The 21,097-nt window shown below is 70.0% G+C and carries 13 protein-coding genes; 5 read left to right on the top strand and 8 right to left on the bottom strand.

Features of this window, described 5'->3' with window-relative positions; all coding sequences use genetic code 11:
- Nucleotides 1-71 precede the first annotated feature (71 nt).
- The gene (locus tag ACFYXH_RS12865; protein WP_389562109.1) at nt 72-689 is read left to right on the top strand and encodes a TetR/AcrR family transcriptional regulator; all 618 of its coding nucleotides are present in this window, start codon (nt 72-74) and stop codon (nt 687-689) included.
- 52 nt (nt 690-741) lie between these two features.
- On the top strand, nt 742-1,038 hold the full coding sequence (locus ACFYXH_RS12860; protein WP_362692439.1) for a hypothetical protein: 297 nt from the start codon (nt 742-744) through the stop codon (nt 1,036-1,038).
- 316 nt (nt 1,039-1,354) lie between these two features.
- On the opposite strand, the gene ACFYXH_RS12855 is transcribed toward ACFYXH_RS12860, so the two are convergent.
- The 3 genes from ACFYXH_RS12855 to ACFYXH_RS12845 form a co-directional block, all read right to left on the bottom strand.
- A complete protein-coding gene (locus ACFYXH_RS12855) occupies nt 1,355-3,574 on the bottom strand; it encodes an NADP-dependent isocitrate dehydrogenase (RefSeq protein WP_389562108.1) in 2,220 nt (739 codons plus the stop codon).
- Between the two features lie 98 nt (nt 3,575-3,672).
- Nucleotides 3,673-6,078 carry a SpoIIE family protein phosphatase gene (locus ACFYXH_RS12850; RefSeq protein WP_389562107.1) on the bottom strand — a complete coding sequence of 802 codons (2,406 nt, stop codon included), beginning with the start codon at nt 6,076-6,078 and terminating at the stop codon, nt 3,673-3,675.
- A 300-nt stretch (nt 6,079-6,378) separates the two neighbouring features.
- Nucleotides 6,379-6,735, bottom strand: a complete 357-nt coding sequence (locus ACFYXH_RS12845; RefSeq protein ID WP_389562106.1) for a DUF664 domain-containing protein — start codon at nt 6,733-6,735, stop codon at nt 6,379-6,381.
- 335 nt (nt 6,736-7,070) lie between these two features.
- On the opposite strand from ACFYXH_RS12845, the gene ACFYXH_RS12840 reads away from it, so the two are divergent.
- Entirely contained in the window at nt 7,071-8,444 is a 1,374-nt protein-coding gene (locus ACFYXH_RS12840; RefSeq protein WP_389562105.1) for a hypothetical protein, read from the top strand.
- A gap of 407 nt (nt 8,445-8,851) precedes the next feature.
- Entirely contained in the window at nt 8,852-12,136 is a 3,285-nt protein-coding gene (locus ACFYXH_RS12835) for a GH92 family glycosyl hydrolase (protein ID WP_389562104.1), read from the top strand.
- A 128-nt stretch (nt 12,137-12,264) separates the two neighbouring features.
- Here ACFYXH_RS12835 and ACFYXH_RS12830 read toward each other — a convergent pair whose 3' ends face one another.
- From ACFYXH_RS12830 to ACFYXH_RS12810, 5 genes are all read right to left on the bottom strand, one after another.
- A complete protein-coding gene (locus tag ACFYXH_RS12830; RefSeq protein WP_389562103.1) occupies nt 12,265-14,688 on the bottom strand; it encodes a SpoIIE family protein phosphatase in 2,424 nt (807 codons plus the stop codon).
- Nucleotides 14,689-14,887: 199 nt separating this feature from the next.
- Nucleotides 14,888-16,723, bottom strand: a complete 1,836-nt coding sequence (locus tag ACFYXH_RS12825) for a GMC family oxidoreductase N-terminal domain-containing protein (protein ID WP_389562102.1) — start codon at nt 16,721-16,723, stop codon at nt 14,888-14,890.
- A complete protein-coding gene (locus tag ACFYXH_RS12820) occupies nt 16,720-18,126 on the bottom strand; it encodes a hypothetical protein (protein ID WP_389562101.1) in 1,407 nt (468 codons plus the stop codon). The genes ACFYXH_RS12825 and ACFYXH_RS12820 overlap by 4 nt, the downstream gene beginning before the upstream one ends.
- A complete protein-coding gene (locus tag ACFYXH_RS12815) occupies nt 18,123-18,809 on the bottom strand; it encodes a FadR/GntR family transcriptional regulator (RefSeq protein ID WP_389562100.1) in 687 nt (228 codons plus the stop codon). Before ACFYXH_RS12815 ends, ACFYXH_RS12820 begins: the two co-directional genes overlap by 4 nt.
- Nucleotides 18,810-18,959: 150 nt before the next feature.
- Nucleotides 18,960-19,763, bottom strand: a complete 804-nt coding sequence (locus tag ACFYXH_RS12810) for a caspase domain-containing protein (protein ID WP_389562099.1) — start codon at nt 19,761-19,763, stop codon at nt 18,960-18,962.
- 312 nt (nt 19,764-20,075) lie between these two features.
- Between ACFYXH_RS12810 and ACFYXH_RS12805 the strand changes: the two genes are divergently transcribed.
- The gene (locus tag ACFYXH_RS12805) at nt 20,076-21,023 is read left to right on the top strand and encodes a hypothetical protein (protein WP_389562098.1); all 948 of its coding nucleotides are present in this window, start codon (nt 20,076-20,078) and stop codon (nt 21,021-21,023) included.
- The last annotated feature ends 74 nt before the right edge of the window (nt 21,024-21,097 follow it).

Genomic DNA, 21,097 nt, shown 5'->3' with positions numbered 1-21,097 from the left:
GGAGCATTGCGCGGAACGTACACCGGGAATTGACGGAACGCAACCGTTCCGTTCCGTGCTAATCTCCGATCATGGACACAAGCCCTGCCAGCGATCTCGTCCGCCCTGCCGCCGGCGCCGCTCTCCTCCGGGAGTCCGTGACCGAGACGATCCGACGGGCCATGTTCGAGGAGCTGGCGGAGACCGGGTACGCCCGTATGTCCATGGAAGCCGTGACCCGCCGCGCGGGCGTCGGCAAGGCCGCGCTCTACCGCCGCTGGCCTTCCAAAGAGGCGATGGTGGTGGACCTTGTGTCCGAGATGGCCGCCGAACACATCCCCACCACGACGGACTCGGGGTCGCTGAGTGGCGATGTCGAGAGGTTCATCAGGGAGACCATGGAAGCGCTGCGGCATCCGCTGGTGGGCCGGATCATCCCTGATCTGCTGGCCGAGTCGGCTCGCAACAGCACCTTGCACGAGGCCCTTCACCAGGCGGTCCTCGAGCCCCGTCGCGCAGCCGTGGCGACGCTCCTGCGCCGGGCGACGGAGCGTGGCGAACTGCCGCCCGACATCGACACGAGCCTCGCCATCGACCTCTTCGGCGCCCCGCTGTACTTCCGCATGCTGGCCGTCGGCGGGCCGACCGACGACGGCTACGTCGCACGCCTCGTCAAGGCCATCGTGGCGGCCATCACCGCCGGCCGCTGACCGCGCCCGAACACGAGTCGCGCATGCGAGGCGGCAGTGTGACGCTGGGAGGATGAGCTGGGCATCGTGGACGACTACCGGAGTGTTCTCAGGGCGCGGAGGGGTGCTCACGGACGAGGTCGGCGTGGTGACCGGGGACCTCACCGTGCACACCACCTGGGCGGATGGTGAAGCACGGGTCGCTGTGCAGTACAGCGGGGCATCGGACTGGTTCACGATGTCGGGCAGTCCGACGTCCTGCCCTTCCGAGAGCGACAGCCGCACACTCCATGACGCCGTGGTGCAAGCCGTGCGGGACGGTGACGCTGCCACCGTTCCGTGTCTGCCGCCCCAAACCTCGGTGCAGTGATGCCCAGTCCGCGGCCTGGTGGTCGTGGGCATCAGCAACTCGGCGGCCGGCCGTGGGTGTTCTGGTGACCGGCAGCGCAGGCAGTGCGAGTTCCTTGAGCGCGGCCCACGGATGAGGAAGCCGAAGGGCGCGATGCGGACGACAAGCAGGACAGACGGGACCGCCCCGGCCGGACGAAAGTGCCGGCCGGGGCGGAACAGGTGCGGACGGAGGACGGGTGCCTCCGCGGCAAAGGCTCTTATCGGGCTTCAGCCCAACGATCGCCGCATGGGCAGTGGCAAGACCCGGGCACCCTCACCCGTCCGCAGCCATCGCGTCAGCCGAGGATCGCGAGGGCCTGGTTGAAGGTCGCCGACGGACGCATGACCGCCGAGGCCTTGGACGCGTCGGGCTGGTAGTAGCCACCGATGTCGGCCGGCGAACCCTGCACCGCGATCAGCTCGTCGACGATGGTCTGCTCCTGCTCGCTCAGCGTCTTGGCGAGGGCGGCGAACGCCTCCGCGAGCTGGGCGTCGTCGGTCTGCTTCGCCAGCTCCTGCGCCCAGTAGAGCGCCAGGTAGAAGTGGCTCCCGCGGTTGTCGATGCCACCAAGCCGACGGCTGGGCGACTTGTTCTCATTGAGGAAGGCGCCGGTGGCACGGTCGAGCGTGTCGGCGAGCACCTGAGCGCGCGCGTTGCCCGTCGTCTGCGCGAGGTGCTCGAAGCTGACCGCGAGCGCGAGGAACTCGCCCAGGCTGTCCCAGCGCAGGTAGTTCTCCTTGACGAGCTGCTGGACGTGCTTGGGCGCGGAGCCGCCGGCGCCGGTCTCGAACAGTCCGCCACCGTTCATGAGCGGGACGACGGAGAGCATCTTCGCGCTCGTGCCGAGCTCAAGGATCGGGAACAGGTCGGTCAGGTAGTCGCGCAGCACGTTGCCGGTGACCGAGATCGTGTCCTCGCCGCGGCGGATGCGCTCCAGGGAGAACGCGGTCGCGTCGACCGGCGACAAGATCTCGATCTGCAGCCCGTCGGTGTCGTGCTCGGCGAGATAGGTCTTGACCTTCTCAATGAGGACCGCATCGTGCGCGCGGCCCTCGTCGAGCCAGAACACCGCCGGGTCGCCGGTCGCGCGGGCGCGGGTGACGGCGAGCTTGACCCAGTCCTGGATCGGCAGGTCCTTGGTCTGGCACATGCGGAAGATGTCGCCGGCGCCCACGGCCTGCTCGAGCACGACGTTGCCACCGCCGTCGACGACCCGCACCGTTCCCGTGGCGGGGATCTCGAAGGTCTTGTCGTGGCTGCCGTACTCCTCGGCCTTCTGCGCCATGAGGCCGACGTTGGGCACCGAGCCCATCGTCGACGGGTCGAAGGCGCCGTTCGCGCGGCAGTCGTCGATGACGACCTGGTAGATGCCGGCGTAGCTGCTGTCGGGGAGAACCGCGAGGGTGTCGGCCTCCTGGCCGTCCGGGCCCCACATGTGACCGGAGGTGCGGATCATGGCCGGCATGGAGGCGTCGACGATGACATCGCTCGGTACGTGCAGATTGGTGATGCCCCGGTCGGAGTCGACCATCGCCAGGGCCGGGCCCTCAGCGAGCTCGGCCTCGAAGGACGCCTTGATCGCCGCGCCCTCGGGCAGCGACTCCAGGCCCTTGAGGATGCCACCGAGCCCGTCGTTCGGGCTCAGTCCGGCCGCGGCGAGCGCCGCGCCGTGCTCGGCGAACGTCTTCGGGAAGAAGGCCCGTACTACGTGACCGAAGATGATCGGGTCGGAGACCTTCATCATCGTGGCCTTCAGGTGCACCGAGAACAGCACGCCCTCGGCCTTGGCACGCGCGACCTGCGCGGTGAAGAACTCACGCAGCGCCGCCACCCGCATCACCGACGCGTCCACAACCTCGCCCGTCAGCACGGGCACCGACTCGCGCAGGACGGTGGTGCTGCCGTCGTCCCCCGCCAGCTCGATGCGCAGTGAGCCGTCCTCGGCGATGACCGCGGACTTCTCGGTGGAGCGGAAGTCGTCGGCGTCCATGTGCGCGACGTTCGTCTTCGAGTCGGAGACCCACGCACCCATCCTGTGCGGGTGCGCCTTGGCGTAGTTCTTCACCGACGCCGGGGCACGGCGGTCGGAGTTGCCCTCACGCAGCACCGGGTTGACGGCACTGCCCTTGACCTTGTCGTAACGCGCGCGGACGTCACGGTCCTCGTCGGACTTCGGGTCGTCCGGGTAGTCCGGCAGCGCGTAGCCCTGCTGCTGCAGCTCAGCGATCGCCGCCTTCAGCTGCGGGATCGAAGCCGAGATGTTCGGCAGCTTGATGATGTTCGCGCCGGGCGTCTTGGCCAGATCGCCGAGCTCGGCGAGGGCGTCGTCGACCCGCTGGCCCTCTTCCAGGTGCTCGGGGAAGCTGGCGATAATGCGCCCCGCGAGCGAGATGTCACGCGTCTCCACAGTGACCCCGGCCGTCGAGGCGTAGGCCTGGACCACAGGCAAGAACGAATGGGTCGCCAGGGCCGGGGCCTCGTCAGTGTGCGTATAGATGATGGTCGAGTCAGTCACCGGGTGCTCCGCTCCACGTCTGCAACATTGCTCGACATCAAGATATCTCGTGACCGCACCCCTCTCGACAGGGCCCTGGCCTACCTGCATACCCCCGGTCAGAGCTCGCGCCGTGGCAGGACGGCCTCCGCCCACACCTGCTTCCCGCCGCCGAGCGGCACGGAGCCGTACGACGCCGACACCGCCTCGACGAGCAGGATCCCCCGGCCACCGGTCGCCTCCCAGTCCATACTCGCCGGTTTGACGGGCGCGCGCGGCGACGAGTCGCTCACCGCCACCCTCAGCCGCTCCCCCGTGAATGTGAGGTCGAGGCGCACCTGACCCTGGGTGTGCACCAAGGCATTGGTGACCAGCTCGGAGGCGATCAGCAGGATCGCGTCGCGCTCTTCCGTCACGTTCCAGGAGCGCAGTGTGCGGGAGGTGAAGCGGCGCGCGTGCGCGACGGCGTCGGGCAGCCTCCACACCGTCCAGGTCGCCCGGAGCGGCCGGACCCCTATCCCGTCGTAGCGCAGGAGCATCAGGGCCACATCGTCGTCGCGCCGGTTGACGCCGCCGAGCAGGTCGTCGGCCATCCGCCCGGCATCGGACGGATCGGCGGTGGAGAGTGCGTCGCACACGCGGCGCAGGCCGTCGTCCAGGTGAAGGCTCGACGACTCGACGAGGCCGTCCGTCAGCAGCGCGAGAACCGCGCCCGGGGCCAGTGCGACCGTGGTCATCGGGAACTCCGCCTCCGCCACCACGCCCAGCGGCGGCCCACCCTCGATCTCCACCTCCGCGGTGCCGCCGCCCGGGATACGAAGCAACGGCGGGAGATGCCCCGCCCGGACGCACCAGGCGGTGCCCTCCTCCATGTCGATGGCGACATAGCAGCAGGTGGCGAAGAGGTCGGTCTCCATGCCGACGAGCAGGCGATTGGCGCGGGAGACGACCACGTCGGGCGGATGGCCCTCCACGGCATAGGCCCTGATCGCCGTACGCATCTGGCCCATGATCGTCGCGGCACCCGCGTTGTGCCCCTGCACATCCCCGACGACCAGCGCCACATGGTTCTCGGAGAGCGGGATCACGTCGTACCAGTCGCCGCCCACCGCCAGTCCCACCGTCGCCGGCAGATAGCGGGCGACCGCCACCGCGCCGGACAGCCGCGGGAGCTTACGGGGCAGCAGGCTGCGCTGGAGCATCGTGGCGAGCTCGTGCTCGGCGTCGAGCGCACGGGCGCGCACCAGGGCCTGTCCCACCAGGCCCGCGGTCGCGGTGAGCAGGTACCGCTCCTCGGGGCCGAACGCGTGCGGCTCGTCCCATCCGACCAGGCACGCGCCGACCACCTGGCCTTCGGCCGGGAGCGGCAGGACAGCGAGACCACCGGGGCCCACGCCCCTGAGGCCCGGTTCAAGGGTGGAACCCGCCGTCCACAGGCTCATACGGCCCTCGCGCACCGCGGCCTCCAGCGTGGGCAGCGCGCCCGCGGGCGCATCGGGCCACTCGGACCGCCATTCGGACCGCCAGAGCCCCGGCCAGGCATCGGGTTCCGGTGGATCGAGGACTGTGACCACCAACCGGTCGCCCTCCAGCTCGGCAAGAGCCACCCGATCTGCTTCCAGCGGGTCGCGCAGGGCGGCGACCACCGCCCTGCTGACGTCCCGGACGGTCATCGCACCGGCCAGCGCGACGGACAGTCGCTGCACCCTGGAGACCTCGTCGGCGGTGGGCCGCAGATGCGAGGCGTCGGCGACCACTCCGAGCACCCGCTCCGGCTTGCCTTCGCTGTCCGCCAGCACCCGGTACCGCAGGCGTAGCCAGCGCAGTTCGCCGGTGGGGCGGCGGATGCGGAACTCGAGTTCCCGGCCACCGGAGGTTATGTGGCCCGGCTCGACGACGGACATCAGCGCGGGCAGATCGTCGGGGACGGTGTGCGCCAGCAGCGTCTCCAAACGTCCGTCGAAGTCGTCCCGCGGGATGTCGACCAGGTTGAGCACCCGGGCGTCCACGTCGATCCGCCCCGTGCTCAGGAGCAGGGTGAACGAGCCGACGCAGAAGCGGTCCAGGGCGGGGCCCAGCAGCGGCCGGGGCCCCGTGCGGCCGGCGCGGGAGTCAGGTTCACCGCCTGCTTCGAGCCATGCGGTGACCTGGTCGGCGTAGAGCTCCAGAAAGTTGCGCCGGTCGGCGTCGAAGCCGTCCGCGACGTCGTCCACGACAACCAGACAGCCCAGCGGAATGCCGTTCGCACCGAGCGGCAGTGCGCCCAGCGAGATGTTGGCGGGCAGGATCTCCGGGGGGTTCTCGCCGTAGGCGGCGATCCCCGCCGCGTTCAACCACAGGGGACGGCCGGTGTGGAAGGCGTCCGCCACGGGAGAATGACCGGAGAGGGGATAGCTGGGCGACAGCCCGTACAGGGCGCCGGACCCTCCCGCCGACTCCGCAAGTTCCAGACTGTCGTTCCTCTTGCCCAGCACATAGACAGCGGCGAGCACCGCCCCACCGAAGACCCGGATCCGCTCTCTCACAGTCCCCAGCGCCCCGGTCGCCGGGAGCGGACACGCTTCGCCCGGCCCACGGGGTGCACCCGTGGGCTCGGTGGCTCCATCGCCGGACGTCTCATCTTCCCTCGCATCCGACCGGTCTTCGCAGAGCGAGCCGCCCTCCGAGGAGGCACACCCACCTCGTCACGCATCTGGGACCTGTCACTTCCAGCCTAGGGAAGGCGGGCGCCGCGTGCGGGCTTCTACGTGTGTTCCGCAGATCTGGTCTCGTGCGACCGGGCGCCCGCCCTGTTCCACAGAGGTCCGGCCGACGCCAGGGCCGCATCAGGTTTGTGGCAGACCGGCGCGAAGCGGGCGCCGGCGGCGATCCCGGTCCGCTTCGACGACGACTGTGCCTCGAGCGTGCTCGAGAACAGTGCGGCGGTCTCCGTGGTGTGGCTGGTTCCCGTCGGGGGCGCCGAACCGGCCCGACGCCCACTGACCCACTCTTCCGTCGATCCACTCGCGCAGAAAGTCGGCGTGGCCGTTCTGCCGGGCGTACTCCTCGATCTCCTCGATCATGTGCAGCAGGCCCTCGCGGAGCAAGATCGGCTCCTGCCCGTTGGTACCGGTGACATCGAGATCGGGCGGGGTCCGCCACAGGTTCTCCGGCGCTTCGGTCGGCCCGGGCAGCATCCTCATCGGCAAGCGTGAAGCACACAAGTGCCTTTACACCAAGGGTCGTTGAGGGATACGGATGTCCCCCCGCCCACTCTCGTGACCGCATATGACGCGATTCCATTCGCTCTCCGGCCGATCGAGCGGGATGTCGTCGTTCCCGGACCGCCCGAAGTGGCCTTCGTGCGCACGGCAGTTCGCGGGGCGGCGATGTGATCCAGGTCATCCCCCGGATTCCCAGGAATCTCCGCTATGGCCCTGATGCGTGTGGGATCGTACGGCCAGTTGTTACTCGCTGGTACAGGCGAGTCCTTCCCCTGTTGCGCGTCTCCCCCAACACACGCTCCGAGGATTCCTACGTGCGTAAGCTCCCTGCCAGACATGTCGTTTTACTGACTCTGGCCTCCATTTCCCTGCTCGCAACCGGCTGTTCGGCCGGGACCGGGACACCACCCGCCGCGGCCGCCGGCGCCCAGCACCCCACCAGCATCGCGAACCCGGACCCCAGCCCCTCGCGGCAGCTTGCCGTGGACGGGGTGCCCGAGGGGAAGCCGACCGCCGTCGCGCGGGCAGACGGCGGCGGGAAGGCGAAGAAGTCGCCACTGAAGGTCGCCTCCTACGACCGCGCCAGTCGACGGGCTGTCATATCCAGCGCGGAGAAAGCCCCTTCAGGGGCCACACCCGCCAAGAACACTCCCGCCGTCGGCGACGTCATCGCCAGCGGTCCCACACCCGGAGCGCCCGACGGGCTGCTCGCCAAGGTCACCGACGTGGCGGGAAAGACCGACAAGGGCACCGAAGTCAGGACTGAGCCGGCGAAGCTCAGCGCGCTGCTCGGTGACGACAAGGCACAGGGCACGGTCCCGGTCGATCCGGCGACCGTCGACGTCGAGCCGCTGGTCCAGGGAGTAAAGGTCTCCTGGGCGAAGGCCGGGAACATCCATGTCGGCCCCCAAGGTGCGAAGTTGCCGCTCGGAAGCCTGCGGATCGATGTCGGCGCGTCGGTTCCGCTGCCGGTCACCGAGGGCGCTCCCGTGGCGGGGGCGGCGTCGGTCGCCGGCTATGTGCAGCTGGCACCCGCGGTCGAGTTCTCGTACGACGGGTCCTCCGTCCTCACGCCGGACGCCGCCTTCCTGGGACTGAGCGGTGACTGGACGTCGCAGTGGCAGCTGAAGGGCAAAGCCGTCGCGGGCGGCAAGCCGGTGCGGATTCCGTTCGCCAAGCTGCACGCCGATCCCGTGATCCAGGTCGGGCCTGTGCCGGTGGTGGTGAATCTCGACCTCACGGCGTACGCCCAGGTGGCCGCGGACGGCACCGTCACCGTCGACATCAAGCAGGACCTCAAGGGTGGCTTCCGGATCGGCGGCAGCTACTCGAAGTCGGGTGGATGGAAGCCTGTCAGTACCTCCGACATGACCGGCACCCCGGTACGGGCGAAGGTGACCGCGGCCGGCAACGTGAAGGCCGCCCTCGGCGCCGAGGCCACGGTCGGTCTGTACGGCGCGGTCGGCGTCACCGCCGATCTCGCCCCCTACCTACGAGGCGAGGCCACCGCTGTCGCGACACCGGGAACCGTCGCGGGATCCTGGAAGATCTACGGCGGGGTGGATCTGACGGGATGGCTGCAGCTGCAGTTGTCCATCTTCGGTACGCCCGTGTTCCAGCACCGCATCCCCCTGGGCAGCCTGCACCGGGAGTGGCCACTGGCACACGGCGGGGGCGCAGTGGCCTGACGTCCGGCACCAGCACCGGGAGCCCCTGCCGAGGGATTCGGCAGGGGCTCGCTGCTCCATCGCGATTCCGCTTCCAGCGGCGGCACAAGCAACCGGCCGAGCGCCCGGTCAGCGCTCGGCGTCGTGGCGGGTGAGGGCCACTTCATGACGCGCCCCTCTGTGTTGCCGACCTTGGACGGGCTTGGGCTTGTTCGACCCGCGCAGCGCGACAACGTTGTCAATCGGGAGATGCCGATCAGTAGAACGCCAACCGCCCAGTGTCGTCAAGGGTGTTCGGAATCGGGGGCTGAGCGGCTTGAGTACACGGGGGCGAGGGTGCCCTTACGGGATGCGTGGGATGTGCGGTACGGTCCCCTCCGGCTTGTTCGACCCGTCGTGCGTGGCCCTTCCGACAAGGCAGGACCGCCATGCCCTTGAAGCTCCCGGCCGCCTTCGCGGCCGTGGCGCTGACCGTGGGGCTCACCGTGCCCGCGCTCGCCGCTCCCGCGGCGGCGGACACGGCATTGCCCCTCGTCAGTGATCCAACCGCCTACGTCAACCCGCTGATCGGCAGCAGGAACGGCGGCAACACCTTTCCCGGCGCCGTTCTCCCGCAGGGGATGCTCTCCTGGAGTCCCGAGAACACCCGCGGAGACGCCACCCGCACTGCCGCTCCGGGCGGTTATCAATACGACGCCACCCGCATCCGCGGCTTCAGCCTGACCCATATGTCCGGCACCGGTTGCGCGGGCGGCTCCGGCGACATCCCGCTCTTCCCGTACGCGGGCGAGGTCACCTCCTCCCCCGCCGCGGACACCAAGGACGCGGTGTACGCATCCGACTTCAGCCACGCCGACGAAACCGCCGAACCAGGTCACTACAAGGTCGCGCTGAAGTCCGGCGTCACCGCCGACCTGAGCGCCACCACCCGTACCGGCTCCGGCCGCTTCATGTTCCCCGAGGACAAGGCGGCCTCGCTCCTCATCCGCAGCGCCAACTCCGAGGTCGGCTCCACGGACGCGCGGATCGACATCGATCCGCAGCGCCGCACCGTCTCCGGCTCGGTCACCAGCGGAAACTTCTGCGGATACCTCGATCCCGAGGGACGGCGCAGCTACTACACGGTCCACTTCACCGCCACCTTCGACCGCGCCTTCACGTCCCACGGGACCTGGAAGGACGGCGAGTTGAAGCCGAGCGCCACCACGGCCGACGGCGGGACGGGCGGCTTCGGCACCGACGGCCGCCCTGCCGCGGGCAAGGGCTCGGGCGGATACGTTCAGTTCGCGCCCGGCAAGGACCCCGTCGGCGTGAAGGTGGCGATCTCCTATGTCGACCAGAAGGGCGCCGAGGCCAATCTCGCCGCCGAGAACCCGCCGGCCCGCTCCTTCGACGACGTACGGCGGGCCGCGCACGACGCCTGGCGTCGCGAACTCTCCGCCATCCGCGTCGGTGGCGGCTCCGACACCGACCGCACGACCTTCTACTCCGCGCTCTACCACGCCCTCCTGCACCCCAACGTCGTCAACGACTCCGACGGGCGGTACGCGGGCAGCGACGGCAAGGTCCACACGGTAGGAGGCAGGCAGAAGGCCCAGTACGGCACCTTCTCGGGCTGGGACGTCTACCGCTCGCAGCTCCAGCTTCTGACGCTCATCAAGCCGCACACCGGCTCGGACATCGCCCAGTCGCTGTACAACCTCGCCCGCCAGAACGGCGGCCTGTGGGACCGGTGGATCCACAACTCCGGCGGTACGCACGTCATGAACGGAGACCCGTCGCCCGCCGCCCTCGCCGGCATCCACGCCTTCGGCGGCGACGGCTTCGACCTGGGAGGAGCACTGGACTCGCTGGTCAAGGCGGCGACCGTACCGACCGAGAAGGATCTGAGCCCGGCCGGAAAGCCGATCCTTTCGGTGGGGCAGCGGCCGTCCCTCGACAAGTACCTGGCCAGCCACTACATGCCGTCCGTCTCGAATGCCTGGGGCGGCGCGGCCGAGACCCTGGAGATCTCCGGCGCCGACTTCGCCCTCTCCCAGCTCGCCACCGCGGCAGGCAGGAAGAGGACGGCCAAGACGTTCGCCGAGCGTGCCCAGTGGTGGCAGAACAACTTCAACGCCGCCGCCGACCCGACCGGCGGATACATCGCCAACCGCAAGGCCGACGGCAGCTGGGTCACCGGCTTCACACCGGCCACCGGCAATGGCTTCGTCGAGGGCACCGCGGCCCAGTACACCTGGATGGTCCCGCACAATGCCGCGGGTCTCTTCGCGGCGATGGGCGGCAAGGACCAGGCCATAAAGCGCCTGGACTCCTTCTTCCACAACTCCGACGGCAGCTGGGCCTTCACCGGCAGCGGCGGCGACAAGTCCGAGATGGACAACGAACCGTCCATCAACGTGCCCTACCTGTACGCGTACGCAGGCCAGCCGTACAAGACGCAGGAGACCGTACGGGCCGCGATGCGGAAACTGTGGTCCACCGCGCCCGAGGGCATTCCAGGCAACGACGACCTCGGCGCCATGTCCTCCTGGTACGTCTTCTCCGCGATGGGCATGTACCCGCAGGTGCCATCGCGCGCCGAACTCGTCCTGTCGTCACCGCTGTTCCCGCGCATCCAGATCGAGCGCGGCCATCGTGACATCACCGTGAGGGCACCGGGCGCGGCCGCCGACGCCCCGTATGTCCAGTCACTGAAGCTCAACGGCGCGACGAGCGACAGGCCGTGGCTGCCCGCCTCCCTCGTCGCTCGTGGCGGGAGCCTCGACTACACCCTCGGCAAGGAGCCCAACCGCTCCTGGGGTTCGGCCGCCGACAGCACCCCGCCGTCGTTCCGCACCGGCGAGCAGCCTTACCAGATCGGCGTCGGACCGACCACCGGGACCATCGCTCCCGGCGGCTCACTGACCGTCAAGGTCGCGGCTGTACAGGTGAGTTCAGGCGAGGGACCGGACGTGGACTTCAAGGTCACCGCGCCGGCCGGACTCACCGCCTCACCCGCCTCCGGCACGGTCGGGCCGGATGGCGTCGCCGAGATCAAGCTGACGGCAGGAGAGCGGACGGCGGAAGGCTTCTACGATGCCGAGGTGGCCGTCACGAGTGACGGTGGCCTGGCCGTGAAGCAGCCGGTCACCCTCACTGTCGCGAAGCCCGGCAGTCTGCTCGCCGCGTACAACAACGCCGGCGCCTCCGACGATGCGGGCGAGCACGACGAAGCCGACTACGACGGCGGCGGCTGGAGCTACTCGCGCCAGGCACTCACCGGCGCCGGACTCGCGCCGGGCGCCAAGGGCACCACCCAGGGCCTTGAGTTCACCTGGCCCGCATCACCAGTGGCCCGCCCCGACAACGCCTCGGCCACCGGCCAGACGATCGACCTCGTCGGCACGCCGGCCGCGCTCTCCTTCGTCGGCAGCGCGGTCAACGGCAACCAGGCGGCGACGGCGAAGGTGACGTACACCGACGGCAGTTCGGGCACAGCCGATCTGTCCTTCACCGACTGGACGGTCGGCGGCGGGGGCGGCACGGTCCAGTACGGGAACGAGACCGTCGCCAGGACCCCGTACCGCAATGTCAGCGGCGGCGACAAGGACGTGGTGGACGCCTACATCTTTGCCACCAAGTCCTTCCACGCGCCCTCCGGCAAGACCATCAGGAGCGTGACACTGCCGGACAACCAGAACATCCATGTGTTCACGGTGGCGCTGGGCTGACATGCCTGACAGGGCTGCCCGCCCGCCGTTGCGCCGCCGGGCGTGGTGCCCGGCCGCGCAACCACACAGCAGTCGCCCCGCCCCTTCTCGGGCGGGGCGACTGTACGGTGCAACAGCCCCGCCGCCCCTCATCCCTCCGAAGGAAACGTCTGTTCCGTCCAGATGGTCTTCCCGGACTCGGTGTAACGCGTGCCCCATCGGTGAACAAGCTGCGCGACGATGAACAGCCCCCGCCCGCCCTCGTCGTCCTCCGCACTGTGGCGCAGGTGTGGCGAGGTGTGGCCGGTGTCCGCGACCTCGCATACGAGCGTGCGATCACGGATGAGACGCAGACGCAACGGACCCTCCGCATGCCGGATCGCATTGGTGACCAGCTCGCTGACGACGAGCTCGGTCGAGAACGACAGCTCTTCCAGGCGCCATTCGTGAAGCTGTCCGGTGGCCAGCTCCCGGGCATGGCCCACTGCGACCGGTTCGGCGGGCAGCTCCCATTCGGCCACCTGCCCGGCGTCGAGTTCACGGGTACGGACGATCAGCAGTGCCGCGTCGTCTTCTGTCGTACCGTCCGGCAGGAGTCCCGACATTACGCGGTCGCACAGTTCATCCAGTGACCCGCCGAGGTCGCCGAGCACCCGTCCCAGGTTGTCGAGCCCCTGATCGACGTCGCGGTCGCGGGTTTCGACCAGGCCGTCGGTGAAGAGGGCCAACAGGCTGCCCACCGGCAGCTCGATCTCCATGGACTCGAACGGCAGGCCGCCGAGCCCCAGCGGCGGCCCGGCTGGCAGATCCGGGAAGGACACGCGGCCGTCGGGGTCCACCACCACCGGCGGCAGGTGCCCCGCCCGGGCCATGCTGCAGCGTCGCGAGACCGGATCGTAGACCACGTAGAGACACGTCGCCCCGGTGGCGTCGTCCTCATGAGTGGCGGGCGTGCCGAGTGCTTCCGACTGTTCCTCCGCCGCCGTGCCCACCAGATTGTCGAGTCTCATGAGCAGTTCGTCCGGGGCCAGGTCCAGCTGTGCGAGCGCGCGTACGGTGGTGCGCAGCCGTCCCATGGTGGCCGCGGCCTGCAGGCCATGGCCGACCACATCCCCGACGACGAGTCCCACCCGGGTTCCGGAAAGCGCGATGACGTCGAACCAGTCGCCGCCGACCCCTGTCAGGTTGTCCGTAGGCAGATAGCGATGCGCCAGGTCGACCGCCGACGGCTGCGGCAGATGTTGCGGCAGAAGGTGGCGCTGCAGGGCGAGTGAGGCCGTGCGTTCACGGGTGAAGCGCCGGGCGTTGTCGATGCACACCGCCGTACGGGCCGCCAGCTCGTCGGCGAGTGCGACCTCGCCGCTCTCGAACGTGGCCAACGTGGCACTACGGAGGAAAGTGATCAGTCCCAGCGTGTCGCCCCCTGCCCGCAACGGCACAACCAAGGTGTCGTCCACCAGCGTGAGCCCGCCGGAGGAGAGAGCGCGGTACTGCGGCGAACCAGGCGGGTAGGCGACGGGCGAAGACTGACGCGGCTCCTCCGGATCGCCCCGATCGCCGGAACCGCCCGGCCCGCTCGTCGCCGGGGCGGAGCGGGAGGCGGCCCGTACGAGAGCAGGTGCCCCCCGGCTGTCGGCGGCCGGCACCTCACCCTCCAGCACCTCCCTCACCAGGTCGACCGTGACGCTGTCGGCGAACTCCGGGACCGCCACCTCGGTGATCTCCTCGGCAGTGACAATCACATCGAGGGCCGTGCCGACTGCGCGCCCGGCCTCGACAAGCAGGGCCAGCCGCCGCTGGGCCTCGTAGCGCTCAGTGATGTCGAATGCGTCCTCGCACAATCCGAATACATGCCCGTCGGCGTCCTGCAACCGGTAGTAGGAGCATGACCAGAGGTGGTCTTTTCCGGGGTCGCTGGGCGGCTCACCGCGAAAGTGCAGGTCGACGATCGGCTCGCCGGTGTCGAGTACGTGGTGCATGACGGCGTCGAGAGTGTCCGGGTACCCCTTCGTCACAAACCTCCCCTCGGAGTACATCTCATCGGCCCGCAGGCCGCGAAACTCGGCGAACGGCAGCCCGATCTCCCGTTCGTATGCGGCGTTGCACCACGTCAGGCGCAGATCGGTGTCATAGATGCCCAGCCCGACGGGCGACTGGGTGGCCAGGCCGTGCAGCAGGGCCAGCCGGGATTCCCACAGCCGTAGCTGCTCCAGTTCGGCCGCGACGAGCACACGAGCCGCCGCGCCGGCGCCGGGCAGGGGACACACCAAGGTTGCGACCAGCAGGCTACGGCCGTCCCGGTGCTTGGCGACGCGGATCTCACTCCCGCTCAGCGGCGTGCCCGAGGCCAGGGCGGACTCCTGATCCACAGTGCTTTCGGAGGCCTGCCGGGGCGACAGGAACGTGGCCAGCGGCCGTCCGACGATCTCGTTCTGCGGGTAGCCGAGGAGAACCTCGGCTGCGCGGCTCCATCCGATGACCGTGTCCTGGGCATCGAGTACCACCGTGGCAGCCCTCGCGACGTCGAGCGGGCCACGGAAATCGGCAGTTTTTGCCGCGCTCCACGCGCTCATGGCGCCACACCAGCCCGGTTCATTGCCTCCAGAATCCGCCCTGACCGGCACCGGCACAAGCGCAGTGGGCCGGGCAGAGGGGCATCTCCAGGCATCCGTCCCGCCCCTTGCTGCGGGAGGCAGGCCGGCGGTGGGCAACCGTCGGGGCGCACGACGCTCGCAGAAGCGACCCGAGCAGCCGCACAACGGGCGCGGCCCGTCACCCCTCCAGGTGGCCCTCGGCGACCGCCAGCGCCGCGGCCATGATGCTCAGCTGCGGATTGACCTCGGGGCAGCCCGGCAGCACCGCGCCGTCCGCGATCAATACTCCGTGCACGCCGCGCAGCCGCCCGGCGGGGTCGGCCGGGAAGCGCTGCGCGTCGGCGCCTGCGGACACCGTGCCCGTGGGGTGGTACGCGGACAGGTGCAGCCGGCGCGGGCCCACGTGTGCGAGGGTCTCGTCCAGTTCGGACAGGGTGCGGACGCGGGGCGCGGTGGGGATGCCGGTGAGGACCTCTTCCGCGCCCGCCGCGAAGAGGAGTTGCCCCATGGCGCGTACGGCACGCATCAAACGGTCCCCGTCGCGCCGGTCCAGGTCGTAGCGGAGCAGTGTTCGCTCCCGGCCCAGTACGCGGCCGGACGGACGGTCGGCGATCATCGCTCCGAGGGTGGCGAGCCGGTCGGCGCTCTCCAGCTCGCGCCGCAACTCGCTGCCCAGACCCGGCAGTACGAAGGAGCCCATGCCCGGCGGGGTCGCGGTGGCTTCGATCAGTACACCGTCGCCGTGCAGCTCCTCCACACCGACGCTCTGCAGCACTCCCTCCCAGGCGGTGACCGGCTCGGCGAACCGGCCGGCGACGCTGGTCGCCGGGTGGACGCTGAGGTTGCGGCCGAGCCTCGGATGCCGGCCGAGGCCCGAGCGGCGCAGCAGGGGCGGGGACTGCAGGGCACCTGCGGCAACGACGATCAGCGGGGCGAGGATCTCGAATTCGCCTCCGTTCTCCCGTCGTACGGCGACGCCCGCCGCGCGCGGGCCGCCCGGACGGCCGGCGTCGACCAGGACGCGTCGGGCCTGCGCGCCGGTGACGATGCGGGCTCCTGCGGCGCAGGCATCGGGCAGGACCGACAGCTGCACGCTCTGTTTGGCGCCGGTCGGACAGCCCACCACGCACTGGCAGGAGCCCTTGCAGCCGGTCGCGTTGCGACGCAGGGGCGCGGCCCGCCAGCCGAGGCGCTCGGCCCCGGCGAGCGCGAGCCGGCCGTTGTTGCCGAGGACGTCCAGCGGCTGGGTGGCCACCCGCAGCGTGCGTTCGGCCTCGTCGAGGTACGGGCCGAAGCGCTCGGCGAGCGAGAAGCCGAAGTCGCCCGTCCAGCGCGCCAGGACATGGTCCGGAGTGCGGTAGCAGGTCCCGGAGTTGACGACCGTCGTACCGCCGACCGCCCGGCCCACCGGAAGCAGCAGCGGTGGACTGCCCACGGCGACGGTGGCCCCGCCGTCCCGGTAGAGCTCGGCGAATCGGTCGAGCGGGGTGCGCCGCCCGAAGGACGCCGTGGAGTGGTGCTGCCCTTCTTCGAGTACGACGACGCGGAGACCCGCCCGGGCCAGGGTCCGTGCGGCCATGGCGCCGCCCGCGCCGGAGCCGATGACCACGGCGTCGGCGGTGGAGCGCGCCGGCCAGTCGAGGGACGGCGTGCAGTCGAGCGGTGGATCCTCGCGCGCCAACGCAGGTGCGCGTAGGCCGTGTTCGAGCATGCGCTCAGTTCCGGCAGCAAGCAGGACCGGCACCTTGAGTACGTCGAGGAGAGGCAGGAGCGCGGGGCGCGCACCGAGGGCGCCGAGCACGGTCTCTCGCTCCGCGGCGGTGAGAGCGGCGAGCCTGCGTCCGGTCCGTACCACGGCATACGCGTCGACGGCGCCCGCCGCCGCCCGTACCCCGGCACGGGCCGGCGAGGGCATCGAGCCGATGACGGCCTCCAGCCTGCCGGGGACCCGGGCGGGCCAGTCCGCGGTGCCGTCGTCGGCGATGAGCGCGGCCACGAGACCGTCGAGACTCATCGCGTGCCCACCTCCGCGTGCGCCGTGCCGGCCAAGGTCCACTCGGCCTCGGTGCGCCAGCCGCCCCACCAGCGCTGCAACAGGATGTGCGCGTCCGCGCTTTCACTGTTGCGGCAGATCGCGTGAGAGCCGTCGGGGTCGGTGTAGTCGAGCGCGAGCGTGCGGTCCTCGGGCTGGGTGACCTCGACGCGGATGCGGCGCAGGCCCGCGCGTCCGGTCACCGTCCAGGTGGGCAGCCCGATGGCGGAGCGGAACCGCCCGAATCCGGCCCAGCCGACCGCCGTGCGCTCGGCCCGCCGCGGCCAGGTACGGCCGCCCCTGCGCAGCCGCAGAAAGACCAGCGGTGGCAGCCTGCGCAGTCCGGGCCGCATGGAGACCGCGGCCACGATCTCCAGCACATCGCCCGCGCCGAGATCCGCGTGCAGCCAGGCCCAGCGGCGCGCGTTGCCGTGGCCGTAGATCCGGGCGGAGGCTCCGGGCGCGCCGACCGGGGTCAGGGTCGTGTTCTCGTACGAGAATGTCCCGCCGTACGAGGCCCGCGCGGCCGGCAGCATCTGCGCGGCCGGCAGCAGAGGCCGGCGCCAGGACCAGCGGGGGAAGGTGAACAGCGGTGTCCCATCGGCGTGTTCTGCCAGATCCCAGCGCAATGTGCCCGCCGAGCCGGAGAGCCGTCCGGGCCCGGCAGACACGCCGTCCGCGGTGAAGCCGTCCCCGGTCCCGGTCCATTTCGCGGGGCCGAAACGCGCGTGCCGTACCGGACCGTCCTTGGGGAACACCGCGGCCCAGCCGTGGGCGAACGCCTCGGATCCGTCAGCGGGCGCGGTGAGCTCATGATGCAGCCACAGCCCGGTGCCGGTCGCCGGATCGGTCAAGGTCGTGTACCAGACTTCGGTGCGGCCCGGCTCGCCGTTCCAGCGCGGCGCCAGGTGCGCACCCGCGTCCTCCTGCCGCGGGAAACGGAAGCTCGCGAGGAAGGGCACGAGCCCCGTCGTCACGGGGAAGCGCAAGGTGCCTTCGCCGGCCTGTACGCCCTCCTCGTACAGCGTGAACGGCAGCACGGTCATCGACCTCAGCGGCCTGCGTGGCGTCACGGACTTCCAGCCGTCGAAGGTGAGTCGGCGATCGCCGGCCGTGAAGGAGATCCGGTAGCGGATACGCCGTCCGGCCAGCGGTGATATCTCCAACTCGCCCTCGGCACAAGGGTCGTCGGCCCATCCGGCGATGCGTATCCGGCCGGTGATCCGCGCCTCGGTCGTGCCACGGGGGCGCAGCACGCGATCTGCCGCGGCGCCCAGGTCGAGGCGGACGGCGCGGGCCCGGTCCTCCCCCTCGAGCCTGACCGTGCCGAGCATGGTCTCCCGGAACGCGGTGCCCCTGGTTCCCCTGCGCGTACGTGTACTCATACGAGGCCCTCCAGCATGATCCGCTCCGTTGCCGTCAGATAGGTCTCCGCGGCTCGCCGCGCGGCGCTCTCGTCACCCGCCGCCACGGCTTCGACCACGGGTTCCAGCCTGGCGTGTGCCGCATCGGGGCTGGCGAAAGGGCCCACGAGGGCGGCCCGCACCGGCAGATAGGCGTTGAAGAGAGTGTTGGTCAGCAGCACGTACACGCGATTCCCGGTGGCGCGGGCCAGCGCCCGGTGTACCTCGATGTCGGCCAGCTGCACCGCGTCCCCGCCGTCGGCCGTCCGCACCGCCGCCAGCAGGGCACGCAGCTCGGCCCGGTGCTCCTCGGTGGCGCGGACCGCTGCCCGCTCGGCGATCAACGCACCAATACTGCGCCGCACTTCGAAGATTTCGCCTATCCAGTCGGGACTGTGCCGTACCAGCATGGGCAGCAGATCGGCCCCGCCGAGCCGCGCATAGTCGCGTACCCGTGTGCCCACTCCGTGCCGCGTCTCCAGCAGTCCGGCCTGGACGAGGCGACCGAAGGCGTGCTTGAGGGTGGTACGGGTGACGCCGTATCCGTCGGCGAGTTGGCGCTCCGGCGGCAGATAGCTGCCGGCCTGATGCCGCCCGGCGAGGATGTCCTCGCGCAGCCTGGTCTCGAGGACATCGACGATGGTCTCGCGGGGCAGCGCCTCCATGCCGTCCCTCCTTCGCGATTCAGTGGCTCAGTGGATGAGCCACTGAATCAGCGTCGGTGGGCGAAGTCAATGAGTCGCTTCAGTTGTCACCCTTCCGAATACGCCGATTGAGGCTCCCACTTCAGCGCCGCCCGGCCCCAGCCTTGAGGCTCACACCGTGAAGGGCCGCTGCTCGACGAACTCGTCGCCCGCCCGGCCGGCCAGGTAGAAGTTCGGGCTCTGGTCCGCCGGCATACGGCGCAGGATGTCGCGGTGGAACGCGCGGTATCCGCCGCTGAACGACCCGTTGTCCCAGACCCTCAGCAGGACCTCGGTGAACTTGCCGTTGACCGGGCCGTCGGAGGCCACCTGGTTGTCCTGGCAGGCGGAGATGAGCAGGCCGCTCGCGGCCTGCTCACGGCCTTTCTCGGCGGCGAGCTCGCGCTGGAGCTGCTGGAAGAACTCCTTGTCCCGTTCATAGATCTCGTGCTGCTTGAAGATGGGCATGAGCCGTGGGGTGTTCCCGTTCTCGCTGGGAGACGCCTCAATGGCGGTGCCGCTGTGGCAGCAGTCGAGAAAGGTCACGATGCGGACGCCGTCGGCGAAGCGTCCGAACTCCCTGTAGAGCTCGTCGTCGAGGAACTCCCGGTCGTAGAACACGAGGGTTTCGTCGAAGTCGTCCCGTTCGTCGTCCGAGCCGTCGGCGTTCCACACTTGGCCGCCGTGGCCCGAGTAGCTGAACAGCAGGATGTCGCCGCTGGTCAGCCTCCTGGCTGCCTTGCGCAGCTCGGCGGTGATGTTCTCGACGGTTCCGTCCGCGGTGAGCAGGGTCAGGTCGTCGAAGCCGGCTTCGCGAGCCAGCCGGGACATGTCGTTGGCGTCGTTCTCGCAGGCGACGAGCTCACCGTCCCAGCCGCCGTACTTCGCTGGGTCGACATTGTTGAGTCCGACATGAAGGGAGAGGCCGGTGGCCATGGGGGTCTCCTTGGTGAGGGGGACTGTGCCGGGGTGACGGGCACCGTCTGGATGCTTCCGTGGACTCCCGCCGTCCCAACCTCAAGGCGGCCCCAACCGCCTGAACGGTCCTGTCTCGCTGGACCTCGAGCCGCTGCCTGCCGCCGACCTGATGCCCACACATACACGCGCGCCCCGGAGGGGATGGAAACGACTGGAGTCGCACAGCGGCATCGTCCTGGGGGCCTGAGCGGCGGATGGGCCGAATGGCGGTTGGTTCGCGATCGGCCAATACTGGCATTGACCGGCGTCCCTGCGGTGTCGGGAGGCACGATGCAACCCAGAGTCATCTACGTCCACGGCAACGGGAACAAGGTCCGCCCGGAATTGCTCAAGTCGCAGTGGGACAGAGCGCTTTTCGGCAGGAACATGGCCGAGCTCTCGCGCATGGCGTACTGGGCTCCGCTCCGGCACGAGGCGCCGTTGCCCGATTTCCGGCCCGACCCCCTGGACGGCGGGCCGGACGAAACCGAGGGGACACCGGCGCCGGTGGAGTGGGAGGCGCCCGATGAATTCGTGGCGAGAACCCTCGGCGAAGCGCGGTTCGAAGCCGGCGGCATCGCGCCGGAAGGAGTGCCCGGCGCCGACGAGTCGAAGGACGCGCTCGGCAACTGGCTGCGTGACATGACCTATCTCGCGGACACGCTCGCCGAGACCGGGGAGACCGCCGAAACCCGGGAGACCGGGCCGGCAACCGAACCCCCGCTCGAGGCGCTGCCGCTGCCCGGACCGGCCCGCAAGGCGGTATTCCGGACGCTCGTCAAGCACACCTTCAAAGACGTCCATGCCTATTTCTTCGGCGGTGCGGGACAGGCGATACGCGACGTGGTCGAGGAGGCTCTGGAAGGCCTGGACGGCGCCCCGGTGGCGGTGGTCGGACACAGCCTCGGCTCCATCGTCGCCTACGAAGTGCTGGCGGAGCGGGGACGGGAGGTCGAGCTCTTCGTCACCGTCGGATCGCCCCTGGCGCTCACGGAGGTGCGGGATCACCTGGCGAAAGTGCCCGCGGTCCCGGCCGGCGTGCGGGCCTGGCACAACGCTTCGGACCTGCGGGATCTGGTTGCCCTCAACCACACACTCAGCCCCGCCTACGCGCCGGCCGAACGGGTCACCGACCTGCTGGTGACGAACGACAGCAGGAACCATCACGGCATCACCGAGTACCTGGGAAATCCACAGATCAGAGAGCCATTGCGGCGGATTCTCAACCATCTTGCGTGAGCGTAATTCGGATGGAAACATGACAAGTAGCAGTTGATTCGCCTCTTGCTCCCCAGGGGCGGCTGGGCAGGTGC

It is taken from the genome of Streptomyces sp. NPDC002730, from assembly GCF_042888805.1.
Classification (GTDB): domain Bacteria; phylum Actinomycetota; class Actinomycetes; order Streptomycetales; family Streptomycetaceae; genus Streptomyces.
The sequence above is the reverse complement of the archived record's forward strand: the minus strand, read 5'-3'. Positions and strand labels throughout refer to the sequence as shown.